Annotated in this window: 21 protein-coding genes and 1 pseudogene; 13 read left to right on the forward strand and 9 right to left on the reverse strand. The window is 65.5% G+C overall.

The features are described 5' to 3' along the window. Window positions 1–54 precede the first annotated feature (54 nt). Window positions 55–576: a hotdog fold domain-containing protein gene (locus tag A5777_RS12315; RefSeq protein ID WP_064862853.1), complete on the reverse strand. Its 522-nt coding sequence runs from the start codon at window positions 574–576 to the stop codon at window positions 55–57. A 36-nt stretch (window positions 577–612) separates the two neighbouring features. Here A5777_RS12315 and A5777_RS12320 point away from each other — a divergent pair, with 36 nt between their 5' ends. Then, the gene (locus A5777_RS12320; RefSeq protein ID WP_064862854.1) at window positions 613–2,175 is read left to right on the forward strand and encodes an anion permease; all 1,563 of its coding nucleotides are present in this window, start codon (window positions 613–615) and stop codon (window positions 2,173–2,175) included. A gap of 23 nt (window positions 2,176–2,198) precedes the next feature. On the opposite strand, the gene A5777_RS12325 is transcribed toward A5777_RS12320, so the two are convergent. From A5777_RS12325 to A5777_RS12340, 4 genes are all read right to left on the reverse strand, one after another. After that, window positions 2,199–2,948 carry a succinate dehydrogenase/fumarate reductase iron-sulfur subunit gene (locus A5777_RS12325; RefSeq protein ID WP_064862855.1) on the reverse strand — a complete coding sequence of 250 codons (750 nt, stop codon included), beginning with the start codon at window positions 2,946–2,948 and terminating at the stop codon, window positions 2,199–2,201. 24 nt (window positions 2,949–2,972) lie between these two features. After that, window positions 2,973–5,006, reverse strand: coding sequence for a fumarate reductase/succinate dehydrogenase flavoprotein subunit (locus A5777_RS12330; protein ID WP_197501265.1), 2,034 nt, complete (start codon window positions 5,004–5,006; stop codon window positions 2,973–2,975). 2 nt (window positions 5,007–5,008) lie between these two features. Beyond that, entirely contained in the window at window positions 5,009–5,788 is a 780-nt protein-coding gene (locus A5777_RS12335; protein WP_064862856.1) for a succinate dehydrogenase cytochrome b subunit, read from the reverse strand. A gap of 166 nt (window positions 5,789–5,954) precedes the next feature. Then, the gene (locus A5777_RS12340; RefSeq protein WP_064862857.1) at window positions 5,955–6,419 is read right to left on the reverse strand and encodes a GNAT family N-acetyltransferase; all 465 of its coding nucleotides are present in this window, start codon (window positions 6,417–6,419) and stop codon (window positions 5,955–5,957) included. Window positions 6,420–6,844: 425 nt separating this feature from the next. On the opposite strand from A5777_RS12340, the gene rpsJ reads away from it, so the two are divergent. From rpsJ to rpsQ, 11 genes are read left to right on the forward strand one after another with little or no spacing between them, the layout of a single operon-like run. After that, window positions 6,845–7,150 (forward strand): 30S ribosomal protein S10, encoded by a 306-nt coding sequence (rpsJ, locus tag A5777_RS12345; protein ID WP_003938093.1) that lies wholly within the window; start codon window positions 6,845–6,847, stop codon window positions 7,148–7,150. 20 nt (window positions 7,151–7,170) lie between these two features. Beyond that, window positions 7,171–7,830, forward strand: coding sequence for a 50S ribosomal protein L3 (gene rplC, locus A5777_RS12350; RefSeq protein ID WP_064862858.1), 660 nt, complete (start codon window positions 7,171–7,173; stop codon window positions 7,828–7,830). Then, window positions 7,827–8,513: a 50S ribosomal protein L4 gene (rplD, locus tag A5777_RS12355; protein WP_064862859.1), complete on the forward strand. Its 687-nt coding sequence runs from the start codon at window positions 7,827–7,829 to the stop codon at window positions 8,511–8,513. Before rplC ends, rplD begins: the two co-directional genes overlap by 4 nt. A 2-nt stretch (window positions 8,514–8,515) precedes the next feature. Then, window positions 8,516–8,821: a 50S ribosomal protein L23 gene (rplW, locus tag A5777_RS12360; protein ID WP_005203935.1), complete on the forward strand. Its 306-nt coding sequence runs from the start codon at window positions 8,516–8,518 to the stop codon at window positions 8,819–8,821. A gap of 29 nt (window positions 8,822–8,850) precedes the next feature. After that, window positions 8,851–9,687, forward strand: coding sequence for a 50S ribosomal protein L2 (gene rplB / locus A5777_RS12365; protein ID WP_005203943.1), 837 nt, complete (start codon window positions 8,851–8,853; stop codon window positions 9,685–9,687). A gap of 20 nt (window positions 9,688–9,707) precedes the next feature. Further along, on the forward strand, window positions 9,708–9,989 hold the full coding sequence (gene rpsS, locus A5777_RS12370) for a 30S ribosomal protein S19 (RefSeq protein WP_005203946.1): 282 nt from the start codon (window positions 9,708–9,710) through the stop codon (window positions 9,987–9,989). Then, the gene (gene rplV, locus A5777_RS12375) at window positions 9,989–10,399 is read left to right on the forward strand and encodes a 50S ribosomal protein L22 (protein ID WP_005170314.1); all 411 of its coding nucleotides are present in this window, start codon (window positions 9,989–9,991) and stop codon (window positions 10,397–10,399) included. Before rpsS ends, rplV begins: the two co-directional genes overlap by 1 nt. Window positions 10,400–10,401: 2 nt before the next feature. After that, window positions 10,402–11,214: a 30S ribosomal protein S3 gene (gene rpsC, locus A5777_RS12380; protein WP_005170317.1), complete on the forward strand. Its 813-nt coding sequence runs from the start codon at window positions 10,402–10,404 to the stop codon at window positions 11,212–11,214. A gap of 3 nt (window positions 11,215–11,217) precedes the next feature. Then, window positions 11,218–11,634, forward strand: coding sequence for a 50S ribosomal protein L16 (rplP, locus tag A5777_RS12385; RefSeq protein WP_005203950.1), 417 nt, complete (start codon window positions 11,218–11,220; stop codon window positions 11,632–11,634). Further along, the gene (gene rpmC, locus A5777_RS12390; protein WP_005170321.1) at window positions 11,634–11,867 is read left to right on the forward strand and encodes a 50S ribosomal protein L29; all 234 of its coding nucleotides are present in this window, start codon (window positions 11,634–11,636) and stop codon (window positions 11,865–11,867) included. The genes rplP and rpmC overlap by 1 nt, the downstream gene beginning before the upstream one ends. Beyond that, window positions 11,864–12,154: a 30S ribosomal protein S17 gene (gene rpsQ, locus A5777_RS12395; RefSeq protein ID WP_005170322.1), complete on the forward strand. Its 291-nt coding sequence runs from the start codon at window positions 11,864–11,866 to the stop codon at window positions 12,152–12,154. Before rpmC ends, rpsQ begins: the two co-directional genes overlap by 4 nt. A gap of 350 nt (window positions 12,155–12,504) precedes the next feature. Here the strand turns inward: rpsQ and A5777_RS12400 are convergent, their stop codons facing one another. From A5777_RS12400 to A5777_RS12415, 4 genes and pseudogenes are all read right to left on the reverse strand, one after another. Beyond that, the gene (locus A5777_RS12400) at window positions 12,505–12,861 is read right to left on the reverse strand and encodes a GNAT family N-acetyltransferase (protein WP_064862860.1); all 357 of its coding nucleotides are present in this window, start codon (window positions 12,859–12,861) and stop codon (window positions 12,505–12,507) included. A gap of 45 nt (window positions 12,862–12,906) precedes the next feature. Further along, window positions 12,907–13,722, reverse strand: coding sequence for an ABC transporter permease (locus tag A5777_RS12405; RefSeq protein WP_005203966.1), 816 nt, complete (start codon window positions 13,720–13,722; stop codon window positions 12,907–12,909). Further along, window positions 13,719–14,546, reverse strand: a complete 828-nt coding sequence (locus tag A5777_RS12410; protein WP_005203968.1) for an ABC transporter permease — start codon at window positions 14,544–14,546, stop codon at window positions 13,719–13,721. The genes A5777_RS12405 and A5777_RS12410 overlap by 4 nt, the downstream gene beginning before the upstream one ends. Further along, window positions 14,543–15,550, reverse strand: a pseudogene (locus A5777_RS12415) (ATP-binding cassette domain-containing protein); the annotation flags it as partial. The gene A5777_RS12410 and the pseudogene A5777_RS12415, both read right to left, overlap by 4 nt. A 514-nt stretch (window positions 15,551–16,064) precedes the next feature. Between A5777_RS12415 and A5777_RS12420 the strand changes: the two are divergent. Beyond that, the gene (locus A5777_RS12420) at window positions 16,065–24,095 is read left to right on the forward strand and encodes a non-ribosomal peptide synthetase (protein WP_064862862.1); all 8,031 of its coding nucleotides are present in this window, start codon (window positions 16,065–16,067) and stop codon (window positions 24,093–24,095) included. Window positions 24,096–24,131: the final 36 nt, after the last annotated feature.

The raw sequence follows: 24,131 nt of genomic DNA on the forward strand, positions 1-24,131 counted from the left end.
TGTTCAGCCTAGGAGTTTCGCCAGGGCCCGGCAGGGCGAGTGCGGCGCGCCAGGTCACGTGGTCGGCGTGACCCAGGTGGTGATCTCGCAGTGGACGACCTCGACGCCCTGCGTGTCGGTGATCGAGATCGACACCACCACATCACGTCCGGAGTCGATGGCGGCGAAGTCGACGGGTTCGGCGAGCGTGGCGACGGCCGACAGGCGGGTGGTCGCCTTGGTCAGGTAGTCGGCGGTCATTCCCTTCGGAATCCACCGATGCGTCGTCGGTGTCGTCGCCTCCATCAGCATGCCCATCGCAACCTCGGCGAGGTTACATGCCGCGATGGCGTGGAAGGTGTGGATGTGGTTGTAGACGCCGAACCACTTGGGTGCGGTGACCTTGCAGTATCCGGGCCGCATCTCGTCGACGAACGGCAGGATTGTGCCGAAGTACGGCACGCGCACCGACATCCCGAGGGAGAAGAGCGCTTTTCCGAGCGCGTTGTCGGGAAGTTTTTGGCGCAGTGCGTAGGTGGGCGAGAGAGCAGCGCGGGTCACGGACGTTGGCGTTGATGACGATTTGGCGTCGGACATTGCCCGGATGCTACTCGGGCGAGGAACCTTGATGGGGTGACGCCTCCTTCCGAGAAGGACCCACCGCCCTCAGATCACCCGGAGTCGACCGACCAGCCCAGTTCGACCGAGCAGTCCGATGCGACCGACCACGGCGATTCGGACAGCCCGACGTCGAGCGCCGACCACGCTGACCACCCGCACCATTTCCATCTCAGCCCGACGTGGGGGCGCGGCGGTATTCCGCTGATCGTCGGCGTGATCATCTACTTCATCCCGGCTCCGGCAGGCGTCGACGCCAACGGCATGCACATGCTCGGGATCTTCGTCGCGACGATCCTGGGACTGATCCTGCAGCCGCTGCCGACGGGTTCGGTGGCGATCATCGGACTCGCGCTGGCAATGGTCACCAAGACGATGACGCCCAAAGAAGCGCTCGCGGGCTTCTCGAACGCGACGATCTGGCTCATCGTCGCGTCGTTCTTCATCGCCGAAGCGTTCATCGTCACGGGTCTCGGGCGTCGTGTCGCGCTGATCTTCGTGCGCGCAATAGGCAAGTCGAGTCTCGGGTTGGCGTACGGGATGGGGATCGCCGATCTCATCCTTGCCCCCGCGACGCCGTCGAACACCGCACGCGCGGGCGGAGTGATCTACCCGATCGTGCGATCGCTCGCCGAACTCGTCGACTCGACGCCGAAGACCGATGCCTCGCGGCGCAAACTCGGCGCCTACCTGATGCTGACGGCGCTGCAGGTCAACGTGGTCACCTCCGCCATGTTCCTCACCGCGATGGCGGGAAATCCGCTGGCCCAGGAGGCCGCGGAGAAGATGAAGATCGAGATCACCTGGGGCAACTGGGCCCTCGCCGCGATCGTTCCCGGTCTCGTCAGCCTCGTCGCGACGCCGTGGGTGATGTCGAAGATCTACGCGCCGACGCTCAAGAAGACACCGGAGGCCCCCGCCCTCGCGCGCGACGAATTGAAGAAGAGCGGCTCGATGTCGCGCAACGAGTGGATTCTCGCTGCCACGTTCGTGCTGCTGCTCGTCCTGTGGTGTCTTGGCAAACAACTGAACGTCGACGCGACGACGACGGCCTTCGCGGGCATCGCGATTCTTCTCGTCACCGGCGTGCTGACGTGGAAGGACATCGTCACCGACACCGGAGCGTGGCAGACGCTGATCTTCTTCGGTGTGCTCGTCGCGATGGCCGACGAACTCCGCAAGCTCAAGGTGATCGACTGGGTCGGCGACAAGGTGGCGTCCAGCGTCGACGGCCTGCCGTGGTTGGTGGCGTTCGCCGTCCTCACGCTCGTCTACTTCTACGTGCACTATCTGTTCGCGTCGAACACCGCGCAGATCGTCGCGATGTACGCCGTGTTCCTCGGTGCGGCGGTCGCCACCGGAGCGCCGCCGCTGTTCAGTGCGCTGGTCTTCGGTTTCATCGGCAGCCTGTTCGGCGGATTGGCGCACTACTCGTCCGGTCCGGCAGGTGTCATGTACGGGTCGGGCTACATCAAGACCAGTGAGTGGTTCCGCGTCGGCTTCCTGATGTCGGTGGTCAACATCATCATCTGGACCGCGATCGGTGCGCCCTGGATGAAGCTCGTCGGCATCTGGTGAAGCTCATCGGGATCTGGTGACACTCAATTCGCCTTGCGGCGCAATCCGAATCGCAACGCCTCGCGGTTGACCCCGGCGACGGCGTCGAGCGGAATCCCGGCCGGGCAGACGTCGGCACACTCCCCGTAGGTGGAGCACGGGCCGAAGTCCTGTTCCATCTGCCCGGTGATCGCGTGCGCCCGCCTGCCACGCTCCTGTTTGCTCTGGGTCAGTGCGGCCAGATGGAGCAGTTTGGCGCCCGCGAACAGATGTGCGGCACCGTTGGGGCAGGCGGCAACACATGCGCCGCAGCCGATGCAGGCCGCGTAGTCGAGGGCCTTCTCGCTGGTGTTGTGGTCGACGAGTTCGGCGTCGGCATCGGGGGCCTGACCCGCCGCAACCGCGACGTGCCCGCCCGCCTCGATCACCCTGTCGAGTGCGGACCGGTCGACGACGAGGTCGCGGATGACCGGAAAACTGCTCGCGCGCAACGGTTCCAGGCGCAGGTGCGTCGCGCCGTCGAAGTGTCGGAGGTGTTGCCGACACGACGGCGTGTTGGGTGTCGGGCCATGTGGGCGGCCGTTCACCATCATTCCGCATGCGCCGCACACACCCTCGCGGCAGTCGGAGTCGAAGGCGATGGGTTGCTCGCCCGCGTCGACGAGATGATCGTTGAGGCGGTCGAGGACGTCGAGCAGCGACATCTCGGCCGTCGCGTCGTCGACCACGTAGCTCTCGAAGCGTCCGTCGTCGTCGGCGTCGGCCTGCCGCCAGGCTTCGATGGTGATTCTCATGCCGGCATCCTCACTGATCAAGTCTCACTTGTAGTTTCGTGTCTGCAATGGCACCGCGCTGAACTCGAGTGGTTCGCGGTGGCGGATCTGCTCCCCGGTTGGCGTGGTCTCCCACGCGGAGGCGAAGGTCCAATGCTCGTCGTCGCGTAGCGCCTCACCCTGCGCGGTCTGGTGTTCGACGCGGAAGTGCGCGCCGCACGACTCGTCGCGATCGAGCGCGTCGAGGCACATCAGTTCGGCGAGTTCCATGAAATCGGCGACGCGGCCCGCCCGTTCGAGTTCCTGATTGAACTGCGCGCCGCTGCCGACAACCCGTACGTCGGACCAGAATTCGTCGCGCAGCTCGCGGATCTCGGCGATGGCCGTCGTCAACGAGTCGGCGCTGCGCATGACGCCGCAGCCGCGATAGAGGATCTCGCCGAGCCTGCGGTGGAAGCGATCCGGGCCGGTGGTTCCGTCGACCGCGATCAGCCGGGATATCCGATCACGCACCGATGTGACCGCGTGCTGCACAGCCTCGTGATCGAGTGGCAGCGGTTCCTGTCCGAGCAGTGGCGCAAGGTAATTCGGCACGGAGTAGGGGAGAGTGAACCAGCCGTCGACGCATGCCGACAGCAGCGAGTTGGCGCCGAGGCGGTTGGCGCCGTGATAGCCCCATCCCACCTCTCCGCCGACGAAAAGGCCTGGGATCGACGACATCTGGTCGAAGTCCGACCAGAGTCCGCCCATGGTGAAGTGAGCCGCGGGCGCGATACGCATCGGGACTTCGTAGGGGTCTTCGCCGGTGGCGTCGCGGTACATCGAGAAGAGATTGCCGTAGCGCTCGGAGATGGTCGATTTGCCAAGGCGCGCAAGGGCGTCGGCGAAGTCGAGGTAGACGCTGTTGTGCAGCGGCCCCACCCCGTGCCCGCTGTTGATCTCGGTCACGGCCGCCCGCGACGCGACGTCGCGCGGGGTGAGGTTGCCGTAGGCGGGGTAGCGGCGTTCGAGGTAGTAGTCGCGCTCGGCGTCGGGAATGTCACCGGGAGCGCGGTCGTCGTGCTCCTTCTTCGGAACCCAGATGCGGCCGTCGTTGCGTAGCGACTCGCTCATGAGCGTCGTCTTGGACTGCCACTCGGCACTGACCGGCAGCGCGGTCGGGTGGAACTGGATGAACGACGGCGATGCCAGCAGCGCACCGCGACGATGGGCCCGCCACGACGCCGTCGCGTTGCAGTTGCGCGCCAGCGTCGACTGGAAGTAGACGGTGCCGTACCCGCCGGTCGCGAGCACGACGGCGTGCGCGGTCTGCGCGGTGATCTCGCCGGTCACCAGGTCGCGGACGACGATGCCCTGTGCGCGGCCGTCTGCCACGATCAGATCGAGCATCTCCTGGCGGGTGTGAAGGGTGACGGTGCCCGCCGCGACCTGGCGGAGCAACGCCTGCGACGCCGCGACCTGCAACTGCTGGCCGGTCTGGCCGCGCGTGTAGTAGGTGCGCGACACCTGCACCCCGCCGAAGCTGCGGGTGGCCAACGATCCGCCGTACTCGCGGGCGAAGGGTGCGCCGATGGCGTTGAGGTGATCGATGACCCGCACCGACTCCTCCGCGAGGCGGAAGGCATCGGCCTCACGGCCGCGGAAATCGCCACCCTTGACGGTATCGACGACGAATCGGTGCACTGAGTCGTTGTCGACCTTGCGTGCGCGTGCGGCATTGATGCCGCCCTGCGCGGCAACGCTGTGGGCTCGCCGCGGGGCGTCGTGGAAGGTGAACGACGACACGTTGTAGCCGAGTTCGCCCAGAGCGGCGGCACATCCGGCTCCGGCCAGGCCGGTACCCACCACGATCACGGTGAACTTGCGCCGATTGAGCGGGCCGACGAGCTTGTAGGCGTCGCGTCGACGCTGCCACGCGGTTGCCGGGTCGCCGTCGGGGACTCCGCCGGTCAGGTCGGTGCCGATGCGGCGACGGTCGTCGGTGCCGATCACGCGACGGTCGTCGGTGCCGATCAGGCGACGGTCGTCGCGGTCGGCCCTGAGATCAGACGTCGCGGCGTCGGGTGCGGTGTGCGTCATCGTCAGCTCACCAATCCCGCCAGAACGGCGATGGGAATCGAGATGTTGCCGATCATCACCGCGGCCGCGACGACGAGCGCGACGAGAGCGCCGAGGCGTCGAGTGCGGTGCCCGGTTGCGCCGAGGTCGTTGACGACGCTCCACAGGCCGTGCACGAGATGCGTGCCGAGGAGCACCATCACCAGGATGTAAAACGCGGCCACCGGCCAGCGCTGCAGACTCTCGACGAGATTGTGATAGGCGTGCGAGCTGGTCTCGGTGGTCGACACGAAGTGGTCGCTGGCCGCAGGTCGGGTCCCGGTCGTCAGGTCGAGGATGTGGAAGACGATGAAGATCAGTAGGACCAGCCCCGTGTAGGGCATCAGTGTCGCGGGGAGTCGTTTGATGCTCATGCCCTTCCGCCGGAAGCGGCCCTTGGCCTTGTGGGAGCGCCCGATCAGAATGAACGACGCTCCGACGTGCAGTACCAGGCAGAGCGCGAGGACCGCGCGGAAGATCCACAACATCCCCTCGTAGGGGAGAAGGGGTTCGAGCAGGGTGCGCAGCCAGTGCGCGTAGTCGTCGAAGTGGCCGGGGCCGGTGTAGACCTTCAGATTGCCGATCATGTGAACCAGCACGAACAGTGCGAACACCGTGCCGGTCAGCGCCATGGTCACCTTGAGGGTGACGTTGCTCGGACGCGGACGTTTCGACGTCGGCATGGGCGTGACGGCGCGTGGCGTTCCGACGGCTTTGCCAGAGTGTGGGGGTTTGTCGGCGCGCGGGGGGATGACCGTACTCATGTGCGGACCTGTCATCGACCCGAGGGCTGGGCGGGCCGGATGTGGATGTCCCTGCGTCCACGCTAATCATGTGTCGCGGATTCGGACCGCCCGTGGCGACATTCCGACTCGATTGATTCGGAAATGTCACACCGCCGGCGGATCGAGCTGGGTGAGCACGGACTGGCTATAGCAAGAGCGTCATGAACTGGTTGTGCGGACTCTCCTGGTAGTCGGCGAACGGCGGGCACGACACGAACCCGGCACTGCGGTACAGCGAGATCGCCGGAATGTGCAGCTCCGCTGTGCCGGTTTCCAGACTCACCCGCCGGTACCCGCGTCGACGGGCCTCGTCGATGACATGAGTCAGCAGCGCGCGGCCGACGCCGGTACCGCGTGCCGTTGGAGCGGCGCGCATCGATTTCACCTCGCCGTGCGTCGAGTCCAGCTCTTTGAGGGCGACGAATCCTGCGAGTTGTCGGTCGTCCGGTTCGCCGGTCCATGTTGTCCAGAAGCTGACGCCAGGAGCCGACAGGCCGGAGGCGTCGAGGGCGAAGGCGTACTCCGACATCACCGACCGCAGCTCACGGAGATGATGCTCGAGAAGGTCGGCGACGTAGGGGGCGGTCGGGTCGTCGAGCCTGATGTCCACGGTTTCCCAATCGGTCGGTGAGAAGTAGGGAAGTAGATGGGTATCGTCGCATGTTCTCAGTGAGACAATCCGCTGGCCCCGACCTGGATTTGAATCGAGGCCCCGACCTGGTGCATACTTGTCGGGTTGCCTTGACCGGCGGACGTGGTTTCACCGCGGCCCCGATCGGGTGAATGACTCCCAAGGCCCCCGAGTTCGGGACCAAGGGCGTGTAACGCGTGCGCCGAATCCGGTTCACGGACACGACACGCCCGACCGCGGGTGCCGGAGCACACCGGCTCGTACCAGCGACGAGCCAACGTACAACGACAGATGAACAGCGTCGATCCCCGACTCACGCGGAGATCTATGTGCCCGCCGGCCGGTGTCGGCCCCAGGTGCGCGGTGTTTGTCTGTCGAGAACAACTGACGGAAGAGGACACAGCGTGGCGGGACAAAAGATCCGCATCAGGCTCAAGGCCTACGACCACGAGGCGATCGACGCTTCGGCGCGCAAGATCGTGGAGACCGTGACCCGTACGGGTGCACGCGTCGTCGGCCCGGTGCCGTTGCCCACCGAAAAGAACGTGTACTGCGTCATCCGCTCGCCGCATAAGTACAAGGACAGCCGCGAGCACTTCGAGATGCGTACTCACAAGCGACTCATCGACATCCTCGACCCGACGCCGAAGACCGTCGACGCGCTCATGCGCATCGACCTTCCGGCCAGTGTCGACGTCAACATCCAGTAGGGCGGGGGCGAAGAGAAATCATGAGTAATCAGAGCGCGACCAAGGGCATTCTGGGCACCAAGCTCGGCATGACCCAGGTTTTCGACGAGAACAACCGTGTCGTTCCGGTCACTGTCATTCAGGCAGGCCCGAACGTCATCACCCAGCTCCGTAACGCCGAGCGTGACGGCTACACCGCCGTGCAGCTTGCCTACGGTGCGATCGATCCCCGCAAGGTGACCAAGCCGGTCGCAGGCCAGTTCGCGAAGGCAGGCGTCACGCCGCGTCGCCACCTGGCCGAGATCCGCGTCGCCGACACCAGCGAGTTCGAGGTCGGTCAGGAACTGACCGCCGAGATCTTCGCCGACGGTGCGCTGGTGGATGTCACCGGCACCTCCAAGGGCAAGGGATTTGCCGGCGCGATGAAGCGCCACGGCTTCTCCGGCCTTGGTGCCAGCCACGGCGCGCACCGCGTGCACCGTGCCCCTGGCTCGATCGGTGGCTGCGCCACCCCGGGTCGTGTCTTCAAGGGCATGCGGATGGCCGGTCGCATGGGTAACGACACCGTGACCACGCAGAACCTCACCGTCCACAAGGTGGACGCCGAGGCCGGTCTGCTGTTGATCAAGGGCGCCATCCCCGGCCGTAAGGGCGGAATCGTGGTCGTCCGTGACGCTGTGAAGGGTGGTGCGAACAAGTGAGCACCGAAACCACAACGAAACTGACGCTGGACGTCAAGACCGCCGACGGCAAGACCAACGGAACCGTTGATCTGCCCGCCGAGATCTTCGACGCACCCGCGAACATCGCACTGATGCACCAGGTCGTGGTGGCCCAGCAGGCCGCCGCTCGCCAGGGCACACACGCAACCAAGACCCGTGGACAGGTCAGCGGTGGCGGCGCCAAGCCGTACCGCCAGAAGGGCACCGGTCGCGCCCGCCAGGGTTCGACCCGCGCACCGCAGTTCACCGGTGGTGGCACCGTGCACGGCCCGCAGCCGCGCGACTACAGCCAGCGCACCCCCAAGAAGATGAAGGCAGCCGCCCTGCGCGGCGCGCTGAGTGACCGTGCTCGCAACGAGCGCATCCACGTCATCACCGAGCTCGTCGCAGGCCAGGCGCCGTCGACCAAGAGCGCTCGGCAGTTCTTGGAGGCACTGAGCACCCGACGTAAGTTCCTCGTCGTGCTCGGCCGCGAAGACCTGACCGCGTGGAAGAGCGTTGCGAACCTGAAGAACGTGCTGCCGATCGCTCCCGATCAGCTCAACACCTACGACGTCCTCGAGTCGGACGAATTGGTGTTCAGCGTCGAGACGCTCAACGCGTTCATCGCACAGAACATGTCGACGGCCAAGTCCGTCGCCAATGAGACAGAGGAGGCCTGAGCATGGCTACGCAGGCTGACCCGCGTGACATCATCCTGGCGCCGGTGATCTCGGAGAAGTCGTACGGACTCATCGAGGACAACGTCTACACCTTCCTGGTTCACCCGGACTCGAACAAGACGCAGATCAAGATCGCCGTCGAGCAGATCTTCGATGTGACCGTCACAAGCGTCAACACCGCGAACCGCCAGGGCAAGCGCAAGCGCACCCGCGCAGGCTACGGCCAGCGCAAGTCCACCAAGCGCGCGATCGTCACGTTGACCGCAGACAGCAAGCCCATCGAGATCTTCGGAGGACCGGTCGGCTGACCGGGACTTCAGAGAAGGACTGAGAACTCATGGCTATTCGTAAGTACAAGCCGACGACCCCGGGTCGTCGCGGATCGTCCGGCGCTGATTTCGCCGAGATCACTCGCGACCACCCCGAGAAGTCGCTGGTTCGTCCGCTGCACGGTCGCGGTGGACGTAACGCACACGGCCGGATCACCACCCGGCACAAGGGCGGCGGTCACAAGCGCGCATACCGCTTGATCGACTTCCGTCGTAACGACAAGGACGGCGTCAACGCCAAGGTCGCTCACATCGAGTACGACCCGAACCGCACCGCCCGCATCGCGCTGCTCCACTTCGTGGACGGCGAGAAGCGCTACATCATCGCGCCCAAGGGTCTGTCCCAGGGCGACGTGGTGGAGAGCGGTCCCGCCGCCGACATCAAGCCCGGCAACAACCTGCCGCTGCGCAACATCCCGACCGGTACCCAGGTGCACGCTGTTGAGCTGCGTCCGGGTGGCGGAGCGAAGATGGCTCGCAGCGCGGGCGCTTCGATCCAGCTCCTCGGTAAGGAAGGCGCGTACGCGACCCTCCGTATGCCGTCGGGCGAGATCCGTCGCGTCGACGTGCGCTGCCGCGCAACCGTCGGCGAGGTCGGCAACGCCGAGCAGTCGAACATCAACTGGGGTAAGGCCGGCCGTATGCGGTGGAAGGGCAAGCGCCCGACCGTCCGTGGTGTCGTGATGAACCCGGTCGACCACCCGCACGGTGGCGGCGAGGGCAAGACCTCCGGTGGTCGCCACCCGGTCAGCCCGTGGGGACAGCCTGAGGGCCGTACCCGTAAGAACAAGGCCAGCGACAAGCTGATCGTCCGGCGCCGTCGCACCGGCAAGAACAAGCGATAAGCACAGGAGGGAGTTAGAGAATGCCACGCAGCCTCAAGAAGGGCCCGTTCGTCGACGACCACCTGCTTGCCAAGGTGGACACGCAGAACGAAAAAGGCACCAAGCAGGTCATCAAGACCTGGTCGCGTCGTTCGACCATCATCCCCGACTTCATCGGTCACACCTTCGCCGTCCACGACGGTCGCAAGCACGTCCCGGTGTTCGTCTCGGACAACATGGTCGGGCACAAGCTGGGCGAGTTCGCCCCCACCCGTACCTTCAAGGGTCACATCAAGGATGACCGGAAAGCGAAGCGCCGGTAATGACTACGCAGACCGATAATCCCACCGCGAAGGCCACGGCCAAGTTCGTTCGCGTGACGCCGATGAAGGCCCGTCGTGTACTCGACCTGGTCCGCGGCAAGAACGTCGACGAGGCGCTCGACATCCTGCGGTTCGCACCGCAGTCGGCGTCGGAGCCCGTCTACAAGGTTCTCGCCAGCGCTGTCGCGAACGCGGAGAACAACCTGGATCTGGATCGCCGGACGCTCGTTGTCGCCACCGCATTCGCCGACGAGGGCCCCACGCTCAAGCGGTTCCAGCCGCGCGCACAGGGCCGCGCGTTCCGTATCCGCAAGCGCACCAGCCACATCACTGTTGTGGTCGAGAGTCTTCCCGAGAAGGCATCGTCCGCACGCGGCCGGTCGCGTCAGCCGAAGAAGAAGGGAGCCTGACAGTGGGCCAGAAAATCAACCCGCACGGCTTCCGTCTGGGCATCACCACCGACTGGAGTTCACGGTGGTACGCCGACAAGCAGTACGCGGAGTACGTGAAGGAAGATGTCGCCATCCGCAAGCTCCTCTCGACGGGGCTCGAGCGCGCAGGCATCGCCAAGGTGGAGATCGAGCGCACGCGTGACCGCGTCCGCGTCGACATCCACACCGCTCGTCCCGGCATCGTCATCGGCCGCCGTGGCGCCGAGGCCGACCGCATCCGTGGCGACCTGGAGAAGCTGACCGGTAAGCAGGTCCAGCTGAACATCCTCGAGGTCAAGAACCCGGAGTCGGAGGCCCAGCTCGTGGCGCAGGGCGTTGCGGAGCAGCTGAGCAACCGCGTGGCGTTCCGTCGTGCGATGCGCAAGGCGATCCAGTCGGCGATGCGTCAGCCGAACGTGAAGGGCATCCGAGTCCAGTGCTCGGGTCGCCTCGGCGGTGCAGAAATGAGCCGCAGTGAGTTCTACCGCGAAGGTCGCGTGCCGCTGCATACGCTGCGCGCCGACATCGACTACGGACTCTACGAAGCCAAGACGACCTTCGGCCGCATCGGTGTGAAGGTCTGGATCTACAAGGGTGACATCGTCGGTGGCAAGCGTGAGCTGTCCGCAGCCGCGCCGGCAGCCGAGGATCGTCGTCCGCGTCGTCCCAGCCGTCCTCGCCGCAGCGGTGCCTCTGGCACCACCGCCACCAGCACCGACGCAGGTCGGGCAGCGGAGGCTCCTGCCGAGGCAACTGCTGGCGCCGGCGCCGGAGCAGAAAAGCAGGAGGGCTGAGGCATGTTGATCCCTCGTCGGGTCAAGCACCGCAAGCAGCATCACCCGAGCCTCAAGGGCCAGGCCAAGGGCGGAACCAAGGTGACGTTCGGTGACTTCGGCATCCAGGCTCTGGAGAGCGCCTACATCACCAACCGTCAGATCGAGTCCGCTCGTATCGCCATCAACCGGCACATCAAGCGTGGCGGCAAGGTGTGGATCAACATCTTCCCCGACCGCCCGCTGACCAAGAAGCCTGCCGAGACCCGCATGGGTTCCGGTAAGGGTTCGCCCGAGTGGTGGGTTGCCCCGGTCAAGCCGGGTCGCGTGCTGTTCGAAATGACCTACCCCGATGAGCAGACCGCTCGCGAGGCCCTGCGCCGCGCGCAGCACAAGCTGCCCATCAAGACCCGGATCGTGACCAGAGAGGAGCAGTTCTGATGGCACTCGGAGTTGCAGCGGCTGAGCTTCGTGAGCTCACCGACACCGACCTGGTCGACCGGCTCAAAGAGTCGAAGGAAGAGCTGTTCAACCTTCGGTTCCAGATGGCCACCGGCCAGCTCGACAACAACCGTCGTCTGCGGACCGTGCGTCGCGAGATCGCGCGTATCTACACCGTGATGCGCGAGCGTGAGCTGGGTCTGGCGTCGGGACCGGATGGTGATGACGCATGAGTGAGGACCAGAAGGTGACCGAAACCCAGACGCAGGAGCGTAACCGCCGCAAGGAGCGCATCGGTTACGTCGTCAGCGACAAGATGCAGAAGACCATCGTGGTCGAGCTGGAAGATCGTACGCGCCACCCGCTGTACGGCAAGATCATCCGCACCACGAGCAAGGTCAAGGCCCACGACGAGAAGGGCGATGCCGGCGTCGGCGACCGCGTGCGGATCATGGAGACCCGCCCGCTGTCCGCGACCAAGCACTGGCGTCTCGTCGAGGTGCTGGAGAAGGCCAAGTAAGAGCCGGCTCCATACAACTTCACAGTCGGCAATGGCCCGTCCCTTTCCGGGGGCGGGCCATTGTTGTGTGTTGTGCGGTTGTCGTGTTGTGCGGTTGTCGTGTTGTGCGGTCGTGTGTTGTGCGGTTCTTCTGAGTGCGGTGGGACGAGGCCGTGTGTGTGCCGCAGAAACGACTCGACCCGCCTGACGACATGGTCAGGCGGGTCGGTGATCGGTGCGCCGCTACTCACCCGGAGAGGTGGCCGGTGAGCAGCTCGACCGTCGCGGTGAGCGGTCGTCCACCCCCGCTCACACAATAAGAATAGGGACGACGACGCGCGCTGGACCAGGGACTTTCGACCCGATTGCGGCTACGTGGTCACTGACTGAATCCAGTTGATGTCGTCGGGCGTGACCTTTCGGGATTTCTCCGCGTAGTCGGCATGCTCGGACAAGAAGTGTCGGACCATCGGGCAGACGGGAACGATCAGCTTGCCCGCGGCGATCGAGTCGTCGAGGGCTTCCTGGACGAGGATCGTGGCCAGGCCGCGTCCGCCGAAGTCGGGGCCGACTTCGGTGTGGTAGAAAACGCGCTCGGCGCTGCCGTCATGATCGCGGTCCCGGTAGGCGGTGAGGCCTGCGACCCTACCGTCGACGCTGATCTGGTAGCGGTTCTCGTCGGCGAGGTGGGTGACGTTCGTTTCGGCTCCGGTTTTGTCGGTTGTCATGAATCCGACGGTAGCGCGAGGCAGCGTGCTGTGGGGTCGGGTGCGTCAGTGCGCGGTGGCCGCGCGCCGATAGCCGCGCAGCGCCGGAATCAGGCAGACGGCGATGATCGCGACCGACCAGATCGCGACCTTGACGAAGTTGTGCGCCACCGGTTCGCCATTTGCCAGTGATCGCATCACCTCGATCGTCGGTGTCATGGGTTGGTTCGCGACGATCGGCTGCAGCCATCCCGGGTAGGCGTCGATGGGGGAGAAGCCGGAGTTGAAGAACATCAACACGCTCGAGATCAACGACAGCAGGGGGACGAGCGGAGCGGCAGGTCCTGCGCTCACCGCGAGCGCGAGTACGAGGGTTGCGTAGGCGATGCCGAACATCAGCGTGACAGCAATGATCCCGATGACCGAGGCCGCACCGCCGGTGATCCGAAAGCCCGTGGCGGTGCCGATCGCGAGGAGCAGCGCGGTCACGACGACGATGCGCACCACCTCGCTGCCGAGCCGTGAGGTGAGGTCGGCGGCGCGATGGATCGGCAGAACGTACAACCTCGTCAACAATCCTGTGTCACGTTCGGAGTTCAGACGCACGCCTGCCGCAACGGACCCGAACATGGCGCTCACGAGAATGACCAGCGGCACCGTCGAGTAGGAGCTGTCCTGTCCGGTTGCACCGCCGAGCGCGTCGCCGAGCACCACCTTGAACATGAGCAGTGTGAGTACGGGGACCACGACGAGTTGGACGAGCATCCCCTTGTCGCCGACCATCACCGACACCTGACGCCATGTCAGCGCGCCGCTCTGCGTTGCCCATGCGCGCAGCGACCGTTCGGACCGCGGGGTTGCAACCGGCATCTCGGTGGTCATCGAGCGGCCTTCCTGGCTCCGAGGGCGCCGAGCACGACTGCAGCGACCGCCAGGCCGATGCACCACCACACCGTCGGCATGAGTATCTCCCGTGTCGCACTGCCGTCGCTGAGCGCGCGCATCGACGTGGCGAACTGCGAGATCGGTTGATTGCGCACGAAGGGGGCGATCCACTCGGGGAACTGGCTCTCGGGAACGAAGCCGGTGGACATCATGCCCAGAATCAGTATCGGGAGTGAGAGCGCCTGGCTCGTCGCTTCCGGACTGTCGGACAACAGACCGATGGCGTCGGCGACAGCCGCGATGAGTATGCCGACCACGAGTGCAACGGCGAAGAGTCCGATCGTGTCGGCAGCGGAGCCGTGGGGGCGCCAACCCATGACGAGACTGGTCGCGGTGGCGCACATGACCGAGAGGGCCAACAGCAGCCCGTTGGTGCCCAGACGTGCGGTCACCGGAACCCACGAGCGCATGGGGAGGGTACGGAAGCGGGTGTGCACCCCTTTCGTCGCGTCGTTCGCGGCGCGCATGGCGGCGGCGGACGCGACGAAGCCCACCGACTGGAGTGCGATGATCGGCATGAGGAACTGCGCGTAGTCCATCCCGGGGTCGGCGTCCATGATCGAACGCAGTGGCAGATAGAAGCAGACCGCGAGCAGCACCGGGGCGACGAACGCGAAGATGAACTCGCCGTTGCGGACGATGCCGGCGACTCCTCGTCCGACGAGCACCCAGAGTTGTGTCAGTGCACGGGCGCGCGGCTCGGCTCCCGACTCGGGCGCAGCGACGAGCGCGGTGAGATTCTTCGGGGCTGCCTGCGTCATGCGCTGGCGCTCCGGTCGGACGGGTGCTCCTCGTGTAGATCGTCATCGGATACGGCGTCGGGACCGGTGAGCGTGAGGAAGACCTCGTCGAGGCTGGGACGTCGTAATGTTATGTCGGACAACCGAATTCCCGCGAGCGTCGTTCGACGAACGATCTCGACCAAGGTGTCGGCACCCTCTGGCGCCGGCACGGACACGGCGATCGTGTCGATGTCGCTTCCTGCCGTGTCGTCCGACTGAGCGCTCGCTCGCGTCGTGCCGAGATCGCCGAGGCAGGCGAGCAGGGGTTCGAGTTCCTCCGCAACGGTTGGCGTCACCTGATAGTGCGAGGCGCCGGTCGCGGCCTTGAGCTCCGCCGCGGTTCCAGAAGCAATCACCCGACCCTTGTCGATCACCACGATGTGGTCAGAGAGGGAATCGGCTTCTTCGAGGTACTGGGTGGTCAACAAGATCGTGACGCCCTGATCCCGAAGTGCGGAGACGAGCCGCCAGACGTCCTGCCTGCTGCGCGGGTCGAGACCTGTTGTCGGTTCGTCGAGGAAGACCACCTCAGGGCGGGTGACCAGGCCGCAAGCGATATCGATTCGACGTCGCATACCGCCCGAGTACTTTCCGACGCGGCGCTCGGCGGCGTCGGTCAGGCCGAATTCGACGAGTAGTTCGTCGGCTCTCTCTCGCGCGGCCTGCTTCGTCAGTCCCATCAACCTGCCGAAGAGGACAAGGTTGGCGCGCCCGCTGAGCGACTCGTCGAGTGCGGCGAACTGGCCCGTCAGCATGATGGATCGTCTGACCGCCGCGGCGTCGGCCACGACGTCGTGACCGGCAACGGTCGCCGACCCGTCGTCCGGCTTGAGCAGGGTGCACAGCATGTTGACCGTGGTGGTCTTTCCTGCACCGTTCGGCCCGAGGAGCGCCAGGATCGACCCCTTCTCGACGTCGAAGATGTCACCTTCGACGGCGGTGTGGTCTCCGAAGCGTTTACGCAGGCCATTGGCGGTGATGGCGACCTCGGGGGCCGCACGATGCCGAGCGCCCGACCCTGTGCTGGGCGAGGCAAGGTGTCTGCGGAACGGGTGTGCCATTCGGCACTCCTCTCCCCTGTGGCGGCTCATCTTGTAGTGGTGGCGTGACCTGTGCACCACCGAATGCCGGATCAGCCAAAATGATCCGGATTCCGCATTGAGCGCAGACTACATGTCGAATGTCGACCTGATCCAGTTTTGCTCAAATCGATTTCGATGTGCGAGGAAGTTAGCCCGTTCGGGGGACATGTGTAACGACGCGGTCGGCACGAGCGATCAATGTCGAGAAAGTATTTTTGTCACCTTATCCGGCCTGGTAATAATTTCTGAACTACTTCCTTCGATTGAATTATCGAGCGTTTGCTTCCGCGGAAATACACCTTGGGTGAGACTAGGTCGGGTAAATGGCGGGATCGGTTTCCAGGGCAGGCCGGCCGCAGCCAGCCGACGTAGCCAGCGGGGATCGGGCGAGTCGGGACAACCCGGGAGTGAGGATATGAGCCAACAGCACGCGGCGGACGATCGTCGTGAAGCGGGACTCGCTGGTCCGCTACTCGAGCTGACGGCCGCTCAGCGCGGCATGTGGTTCGCGGAAAGCCTCTCTCCTGATTACTCGGTCACCGTCGCGCAGTACATCGACATCCGCGATGGCGATCGGCCGCTCGACGTCGAACTGCTCCGTCGGGTGATCACGGAGGTCGGCAGGGAGACCGAGATGGCCTTCACCCGGATCGTCGAGGTCGACGGTGTGCCGATGCAGTTTGTCGATCAGTCGGTCGACAACGGTGTTCATTATGTCGACCTTCGTGGCGAATTGGATCCGGTCGCGAGCGCCCACGACTGGATGAACTCGGATTATCGCGGCAGCATGGATCTGCAGTCAGACCTTCTCGTCGTTTGCGCACTTCTCCGCGTCGCCGACGACCGTGTTTTCTGGTACGTGCGCGCACATCACATAGCGCTCGATGGATACGCGGCACTGACCGTGGTGTACGAGATTCTCAACCGCTACAACGCTGAGGTCACGGGGGCGGAATACGTCTCGAAGCCTGGCGCCAAGCTCGATGAATTGGTTGCCGACGACCAGAAGTATCTGACAGGAACCCGCCGCCAGGCCGACCGCGAATACTGGGCCGATCGCGTCCACGACCTACCAGAGCGAGTGACGCTGGCTCAGCAATCGGCAGCGGTTCCACTTTCGCCCTGCAATGCGGTCGCCGCAGCCGAGATCGATGCCGCTCGCCAGCAGACCATCGAGCGTCTTGCAGCGTCGCTGAACAGTTCGCCTGCGGTGCTGCTGAGCGCCGGATTCTCGGCGTTTCTCGCCCGGATGGCGGGAACCGACGATGTCGTTCTCAGCCTTCCGGTGACCGGACGTGCCACGGCAAAGATCAAGCGTGCGGCGGGCATGCTCTCGAATATGCTGCCCGTGCGGTTTCGCGACGTGACGCGCCTGTCGATGCGCGGCCTCGTGGAGCAGGCGCAGCTCGAGTTCACCGGTGTGCTCCGACATCAGCGCTACCGGTTCGAGGACATCCGCCTCGACGCGGGTTTGCAGGACGCCAACACCGCGTCGTTCGGGCCGATCGTGAACATCATGTTCTTCGACAAGCCCATCGAGTTGGTCGGTGCGAGCGTGGACTACCACATCCTGTCGTCGGGCATCCTCGAAGATCTGCGGCTCAATCTGTACCAGGCGAGTCCTGGCGCACGGATCGGCGTCGACCTGCACGGCAACCCCAATCTCTACGACGAGGCCGACCTGCGCGGCCACCTCGAGCGCTTCCTCGCGTTCCTCGATCGCGTCTTCGCGCAGCTCGACACTCCCATCGGCGACATCGATCTGCTGCTTTCCGGCGAACGTGCGGGCCTCCTCGACCTCGGCGTCGGTCCACTGCGGCCGCTCCCGGCGCCGTCCGCCCACCTCCTCGACGGTTTCGAGGCAGCGGTCGGTGAGACACCGACGGCCACGGCGATCGAGTTCGGCGACCTTCAGTGGACATACCGGGAGTTCGATGAGTTGCGGAGGCGCTTCGCGGCCATGCTGCGTTCGGCGGGCGTCTGCCGGGGCGATCACGTCGTCGTCTCGCTCGACCGCGGGCCTGCCCAGCTGGTAGCGATCTATGCGGTGCTCACCCTGGGCGCGGCGTATGTTCCCGTCGACCCGACGCAGCCCGACCAGCGCCGCGCGCTCATCGCCGACACCGTCGGCGCGCGACTGGTGATCGACGACGACTATCTCGTCGAGTGCGCGTTCACTGACGAGGGGTTCAAAGAAGACGGGTTCGACGACAGCGGGCTTCCCGATACCGGGGAGTTGGTACAAGAGTCTGTGGGCGGCGGGGCAACTGCCGCCTATGTCATCTTCACCTCCGGCTCGACCGGTGTGCCCAAGGGCGTCCAGGTCAGCCACGAGGCCGTCATCAACCGGCTCGGGTGGATGCAGGACAACTACAGCCTCGCCACCGACGACGTCGTGCTCTACAAGACACCGTTCACCTTCGACGTATCGGTGTGGGAGCTGCTCTGGGCGCTCGGACAGGGTGCTCGACTGGTGATCGCCAAGCCGGGCGGGCATCGCGATCCCGCGTACCTGCGCGAGTTGATCATCTCGAGTGGCATCACCGTCTTGCACTTCGTGCCATCGATGCTCGACGTGTACACCGAGGTACTGGCGAACGAGGGGCACTCGACGCTTCTGCCGTCGACGGTCCGGTGCGTGTTCACCTCCGGGGAAGCGCTTCCGCGGCATCTCGCCGAGCGGGTGATCGCCGGATCACACGCCGACCTGGTCAATCTCTACGGCCCCACCGAGGCGGCGGTCGACGTCACCGAATGCACGGTGGGCAGCGACGACGGTCCGGTCCCGATCGGCAAGCCGGTGGCCAACACCCGGGTGCATGTCCTCGACGGCGCCCTGGCCCAGGTGCCGGTCGGTGTTGCGGGTGAGCTCTACCTCGCCGGTGTCCAGCTGGCCGACGGTTACGTCGGTCGTCCAGGGCTGACCTCCGAACGATTCGTCGCCGACCCGTTCGGGCCCGAGGGCACCCGGATGTACCGGACCGGCGATCTGGTCAGGTGGGCCGACGATGGGACTCTGCACTACCTGGGACGGACCGACTTCCAGATCAAGATCCGCGGACAACGCGTCGAGCCGGGCGAGATCGAGGCCGTCCTCGACGCCATGCCCGGAGTCGACGCGAGTGCCGTGGTGCCTCGAACGGACCTCGCGGCGGGACCCGTGCTCGTCGCGTACGTCCGGTCCGAGAGCGCCGACGTCACCGAGAGCGCGGCACTGGCATGGTGCCGCGGGAATCTGCCCTCGCACATGGTCCCGGTTGCCGCGATGCGACTCGACGAGTTCCCGTTGAACCCGTCGGGCAAGCTCGATCGGAAGCGGCTTCCCACGCCCGAACTGAACCGCTCCGTCGAGTACGTCGCGCCGCGAACGCGAGTCGAGCTCGCACTCACCTCGCTGCTCACCGAACTCCTCGGTGTTGAGCGGATCGGATTGCGCGACAACATCTTCGCGCTGGGTGGCGATTCGCTGCTCGCCGCGCGACTCGTCTCGCGAGCGCGTAGCGAACGAAATCTCCAGGTCGATCTGACCACCGTGTTCTCGGCTCTGGACATCGGTGGTATCGCCGATCTGACCGAGTTCGGCGGCGAGCAGGAGTATGTGGCGTTGCGTCGCGTCGAACGGGAAGCCATGATCCCGTTGTCGCACGCGCAGACTCGGCTGTGGTTCGTCAATCGCATGGATCCCGGCGCCGCGACATACAACATGCCCGGCGCCGTTCGACTCGGCCACGAGGTCGATGTCGACGCGTTGCACGCGTCGATCGAGTTCCTCGTGGAGCGTCATGAGACGCTGCGTACACGATTCGGGTCCCACCTCGGTGAGCCCGTGCAGGAGATCCTCACGACCGCCGAGGCGATGGAGTTCCTCGACACCGAGGTGTTCGACGCGGTGGATCGACTCGACGAGTTGATCGCCGCAGAGGCGGCACGCGGCTTCGATCTCGTACGCGAGATCCCATTCCGGATCCGCATCCTGCGTGATCGTGAGGGATACGTCGTCGTCACCGTGTTGCACCACATCGCGGGAGACGGGTTCTCACTTCAGCCGTTGATCCGTGATCTCATGGTCGCCTACACGAACCTTCGTGACGGCAAGAACCCCGACCTCGAGCCGTTGGAGGTTCAGTACGCCGACTTCGCCATCTGGCAGCGCACACTCCTCGGCGAGCTGGAGTCGCCAACCGAACGTGCCGCCGAGGGCCTGTCGTTCTGGCGAACCGAGCTCGCGGACGTGGCCGACTTGCTGATGCTTCCCACCGATCGTCCCCGACCGCACGTCGCGACCGGGGCCGGCGGTTACATCGACGCGGATATCGATGCCGACCTCGCGACGGGTATCAGGGGTCTTGCGAGAGACCGCGGCGTCACACCGTTCACGGTGGTGCACGCTGCGCTGGCAATCGTGTTGTCGCGATGGGCGGAGGTCGACGAGGTCTCGATCGGTACGGCCGTGGCAGGCCGAGACGAGCCTGCCACCGCGGAACTGGTCGGAATGTTCGTGAACACGGTGGTGCTGCGTACCGCGGTGTCGTCGGTCGACACCGTCGCAGATCTGCTCGAGCGCGCCCACGAGACCAAAACCCGCGCGGTACAGCACGCCGACATCCCCTTCGAGTGGATCGTCGACGCGGTGAGTCCGGAACGCTCCGCCTCGCACACCCCGCTCTTCCAGGTCGCACTGACGATGCATCCGGGACACGCGACCACCCTGCACCACTTCGACGAATCGGCCCGACTCATCGACGCGCGCGTGCCCGCCGCGAAGTTCGACCTGTCGATCACGGTGACGGATCAGTCCGACGCGGGCGGCTACGATCTCGAACTCTCCTATGCCGCTGACATTTTCGAACATCGCACCGCGGAACGTGTTGCTGCACAACTTGATCTGGTGTTGCGCGCCATGGTCGCCGCGCCCGTCCGTTCGGTCGGGACCATCGACATCGTCGCCGATGAGGATCGGGCAGAGCTGATCTCCGGTGGCGAGGCACTCGCGGCACCCGCGCTGCTGCGAGACCTCTTCCTGGTCGGCGCAGAGAAGGCCGACCCGCATTCGCTGGCCATCGTCGGCACGTCGGAGATCACCTGGTCGATGCTCGTTGCTCGATCCAATCAGCTTGCGCGCGAACTCGTCTCGATGGGTGTCGGTCCCGGCGACATCGTCGCGATCTGCATTCCGCGTTCGCATCGATCGGTGCTCTCGATGCTCGCGGTTGCCGCGTCGGGTGCGGCATTCGTCAGTATCGACCCGGGTCTGCCCGCGACGCGCATCTCCGAGATCCTCGCCGATAGCGGAGCGGCGGTCGGACTGAGCGTCGAGGAGAGCGCGTCGCGTCTCCCGGACGCGATGGACTGGCTCGTCATCGGTCACGAGGACACCGAGTTCCGGCTGGCGGGCCACAGTGGCGCGCCGCTGCGTGATGCGGAACTGATTCGCACACCGCGACTGGACGACCTCGCCTACCTGATCTACACGTCCGGGTCGACCGGGCGCCCCAAGGCTGCGGCGCTGAGCCATCGCGGACTGTCGAATGTAGTCGCAAACCAGCAGTCGATACTGCGGCTGAACACCGAGTCACGCGTATTACACGTCGCGTCACCGAGTTTCGACGCGTCGATCTTCGAGATCCTGATGGCGCTCGGACAGGGCGCCCGACTCGTCATCAGCCCGGCCGGGGTGTTCGGCGGCGACGAGCTCGCCACCCTGATGAGGGACGAGGGCGTGACGCACGCGGTGATGACCCCATCGGCGCTGAGCACCATCGAGCCGGCGGCCGTGCCGAAGCTGCGTCGGGTCATCAGCGTCGGGGAGGCATGCCCACCCGACCTGATGCGACGCTGGGCGAGGGCCGGGCGTCGATTCCACAACCTGTACGGGCCAACGGAGGTCAGCATCTGGGCCACCGCCGCCGGACCGATGACCGAGCACGACGAGGTGTCGATCGGTTTGTCGATCCCCGGTGTCGGTGCGATCGTGCTCGACCGCGCGCTGCGGCCGGTCCCCACGGGCGTACCCGGCGAGTTGTATCTGCGTGGCGTCCAACTCGCTCGCGGCTACCATCGCCGCAGCGACCTGACGGCGTCGAGGTTCGTCGCCGACCCATACGCTCCCGGCGAGCGCATGTATCGCACCGGCGATCGCGTGATCCGTACCGTGCGTGGCGATTTGCGCTACATCGGACGCACCGACTTCCAGCTCAAGATCCGTGGCCTGCGTATCGAACCGGGGGAGGTGGAGGCCGCGATCGTCGACCATCCTCTCGTCACCGACGCGGTATGCCTCGGCGTGCCCGCGCCCAATGGTGACGACGTGTTGGTGGCGTATGCGACGCTGGCCGCGGGCGCGTCCGCAGATCCTGCGCACGTGCTCGAGCACGCCGCCACGCGACTTGCGGGTTACATGGTGCCGCACACACTCGTCGTGGTGGACGAATTCCGGCTCACCACATCGGGCAAGATCGATCGAAAGTCGTTGCCCGCGGTCGACTTCGGCACCGCCGCCCCGTACCGGCAGCCGGGGTCGCAGCTGGAGATGGTGGTCGCAGGCGTTTTCGGCCAGGTGCTCGGACTCGAACGTGTCTCCGCCGATGCCGACTTCTTCCATCTCGGCGGCAGTTCACTCTCGGCCACCAAGGTCACGGCACGCTTGTCGGCGCTGCTCGACCGTCAGGTTCCGGTGAAACTGCTCTTCGAGCGTCCGACGGTCTCCGCGCTCGCGGCGGCGTTGACGTCGGGGCCAACCGGTCAGGGCATGCCCGCGCTCCACGCGCGCAGCCGGACAGAACTCGTGCACGTGTCGGGCATGCAGCGGGGTCTCTGGCTGATCAACCGGGCCGAACCCGAGTCGGCCGCGTACAACGTGGCGATGGCTCTGCGGTTGTCCGGCGACCTCGACGTTCCGGCACTCACCCGTGCCACGATCGACCTCGGCCGGCGGCATGAGGCTCTGCGCACCGTCTACCCGATGATCAATGGTGAACCGGTGCAGGTGATCATGCCCGCCGACGCGCTCGACAACGATGTGCTGCTCGAGGTGCGCGACGTGGCGGGTTCCCTGAGCGCTGAGATCGCCGAGATCACCGGTGCAGGCTTCGACATCACCGTGCGGCCACCGGTCAGGGCGGTGCTGCTCAGGGTGTCCGCAGACGAGCACGTCCTCGTCTTCGTGGTCCATCACATCAGCGCAGACGGTGCATCGATGATGCCACTCGCGCGTGATCTCATGGCCGCCTACGCCGCGCGGCACGGTGGGGCCGAACCCGCCTGGAAGCCACTGGCCGTGCAGTACGCGGACTTCAGCATGTGGCTCTCCGAGCGCCTCGCTGTGGTCGACGACGGCGTGTCCGAGCAGGAGCGGCAACTCGCCTACTGGCAGGAGAGGCTGTCCGGCCTGCCGGAGATCCTCGAGCTGCCTGCGAGCAAACCACGTCCGAGGACTCCCGACTTCGAGGGTGCCGCAGTCGATTTCGAGATTCCGTCCGACGTTGTCGCGAAGCTCGAAGAGATCTCCCGCAAGCACCACACCACCCAGTTCATGGTCACGCACGCGGTGTTCGCGGTGCTGCTCGCGCGGCTCTCGGGTCGGGACGACATCGTGATCGGCACGCCGTTCGCGGGTCGCGGAGAGCCGTTGCTCGAGGACGTCGTCGGGATGTTCGTCAACACCCTTGCGCTGCGCACGCGGGTTGACGGAGGCGAGCGGTTCCTCGAGTTGCTCGATCGTGTCCGCGGCGACGACCTCGCCGACATGTCGCATGCCGCAATCCCATTCGACGAGATCGTCGCGCGAATCATGTCGCGACCTCCGACCGCGCACAACCCGGTCTTCCAGGTGATGCTGGCGTTCCAGAACGTCGAGTTCCCGGTGCTCCGCCTCGACGGACTCACCGTGGAGCCCGTGCGCGAGGAACTGACGTCCGCGAAGGTCGACCTGGCGCTCACCTTCTTCCCGAACGATCCGGAACGGGAGGCGCGAGGCGGTGCGCTGCGTGCCCAGTTCATCTACGCCACTGCTCTTTTCGACGAGGAGACGGTGAGCCGAATGGCCGACCGATACGTCCGGCTGCTGGCCGAACTGCTCGACGATCCCGAGCGCGCCGTGGGCGACGCCAGCATGGTCATCGACTCCGATCAGGTCGACGATCCCGCTGATGGCGATGAGCAGGCGTCGCTGTTCGAGCTGATCGCGGACGCGGCGACGTTCGATCCGGATGCGGCGATCCTGCCCGATGCGTGTGCGGTCAGTTTCGGTGAACTGTCGGCGCATGTGTCGGCGCTGGGTGCTGTTGTGCCCGATCCTGATTCGGCACTCACGATGGCTCTCATGACATTGGTTCCCGGACTCGCCACCGCGGGTCCCGACGAGCTCGACGACGTCCTGAGTGCACTGCACTCCCGCGCTCTTAGTGTCGCGGTGCGCGACAAATCCACCCCTGTAGATCCCATCTAGCCGGAAGGTCTCGACACAGCCGTGACGGGTATCGAC

Origin of the sequence: Gordonia sp. 852002-10350_SCH5691597 (genome assembly GCF_001665715.1) — a bacterium.
Classification (GTDB): domain Bacteria; phylum Actinomycetota; class Actinomycetes; order Mycobacteriales; family Mycobacteriaceae; genus Gordonia; species Gordonia sputi.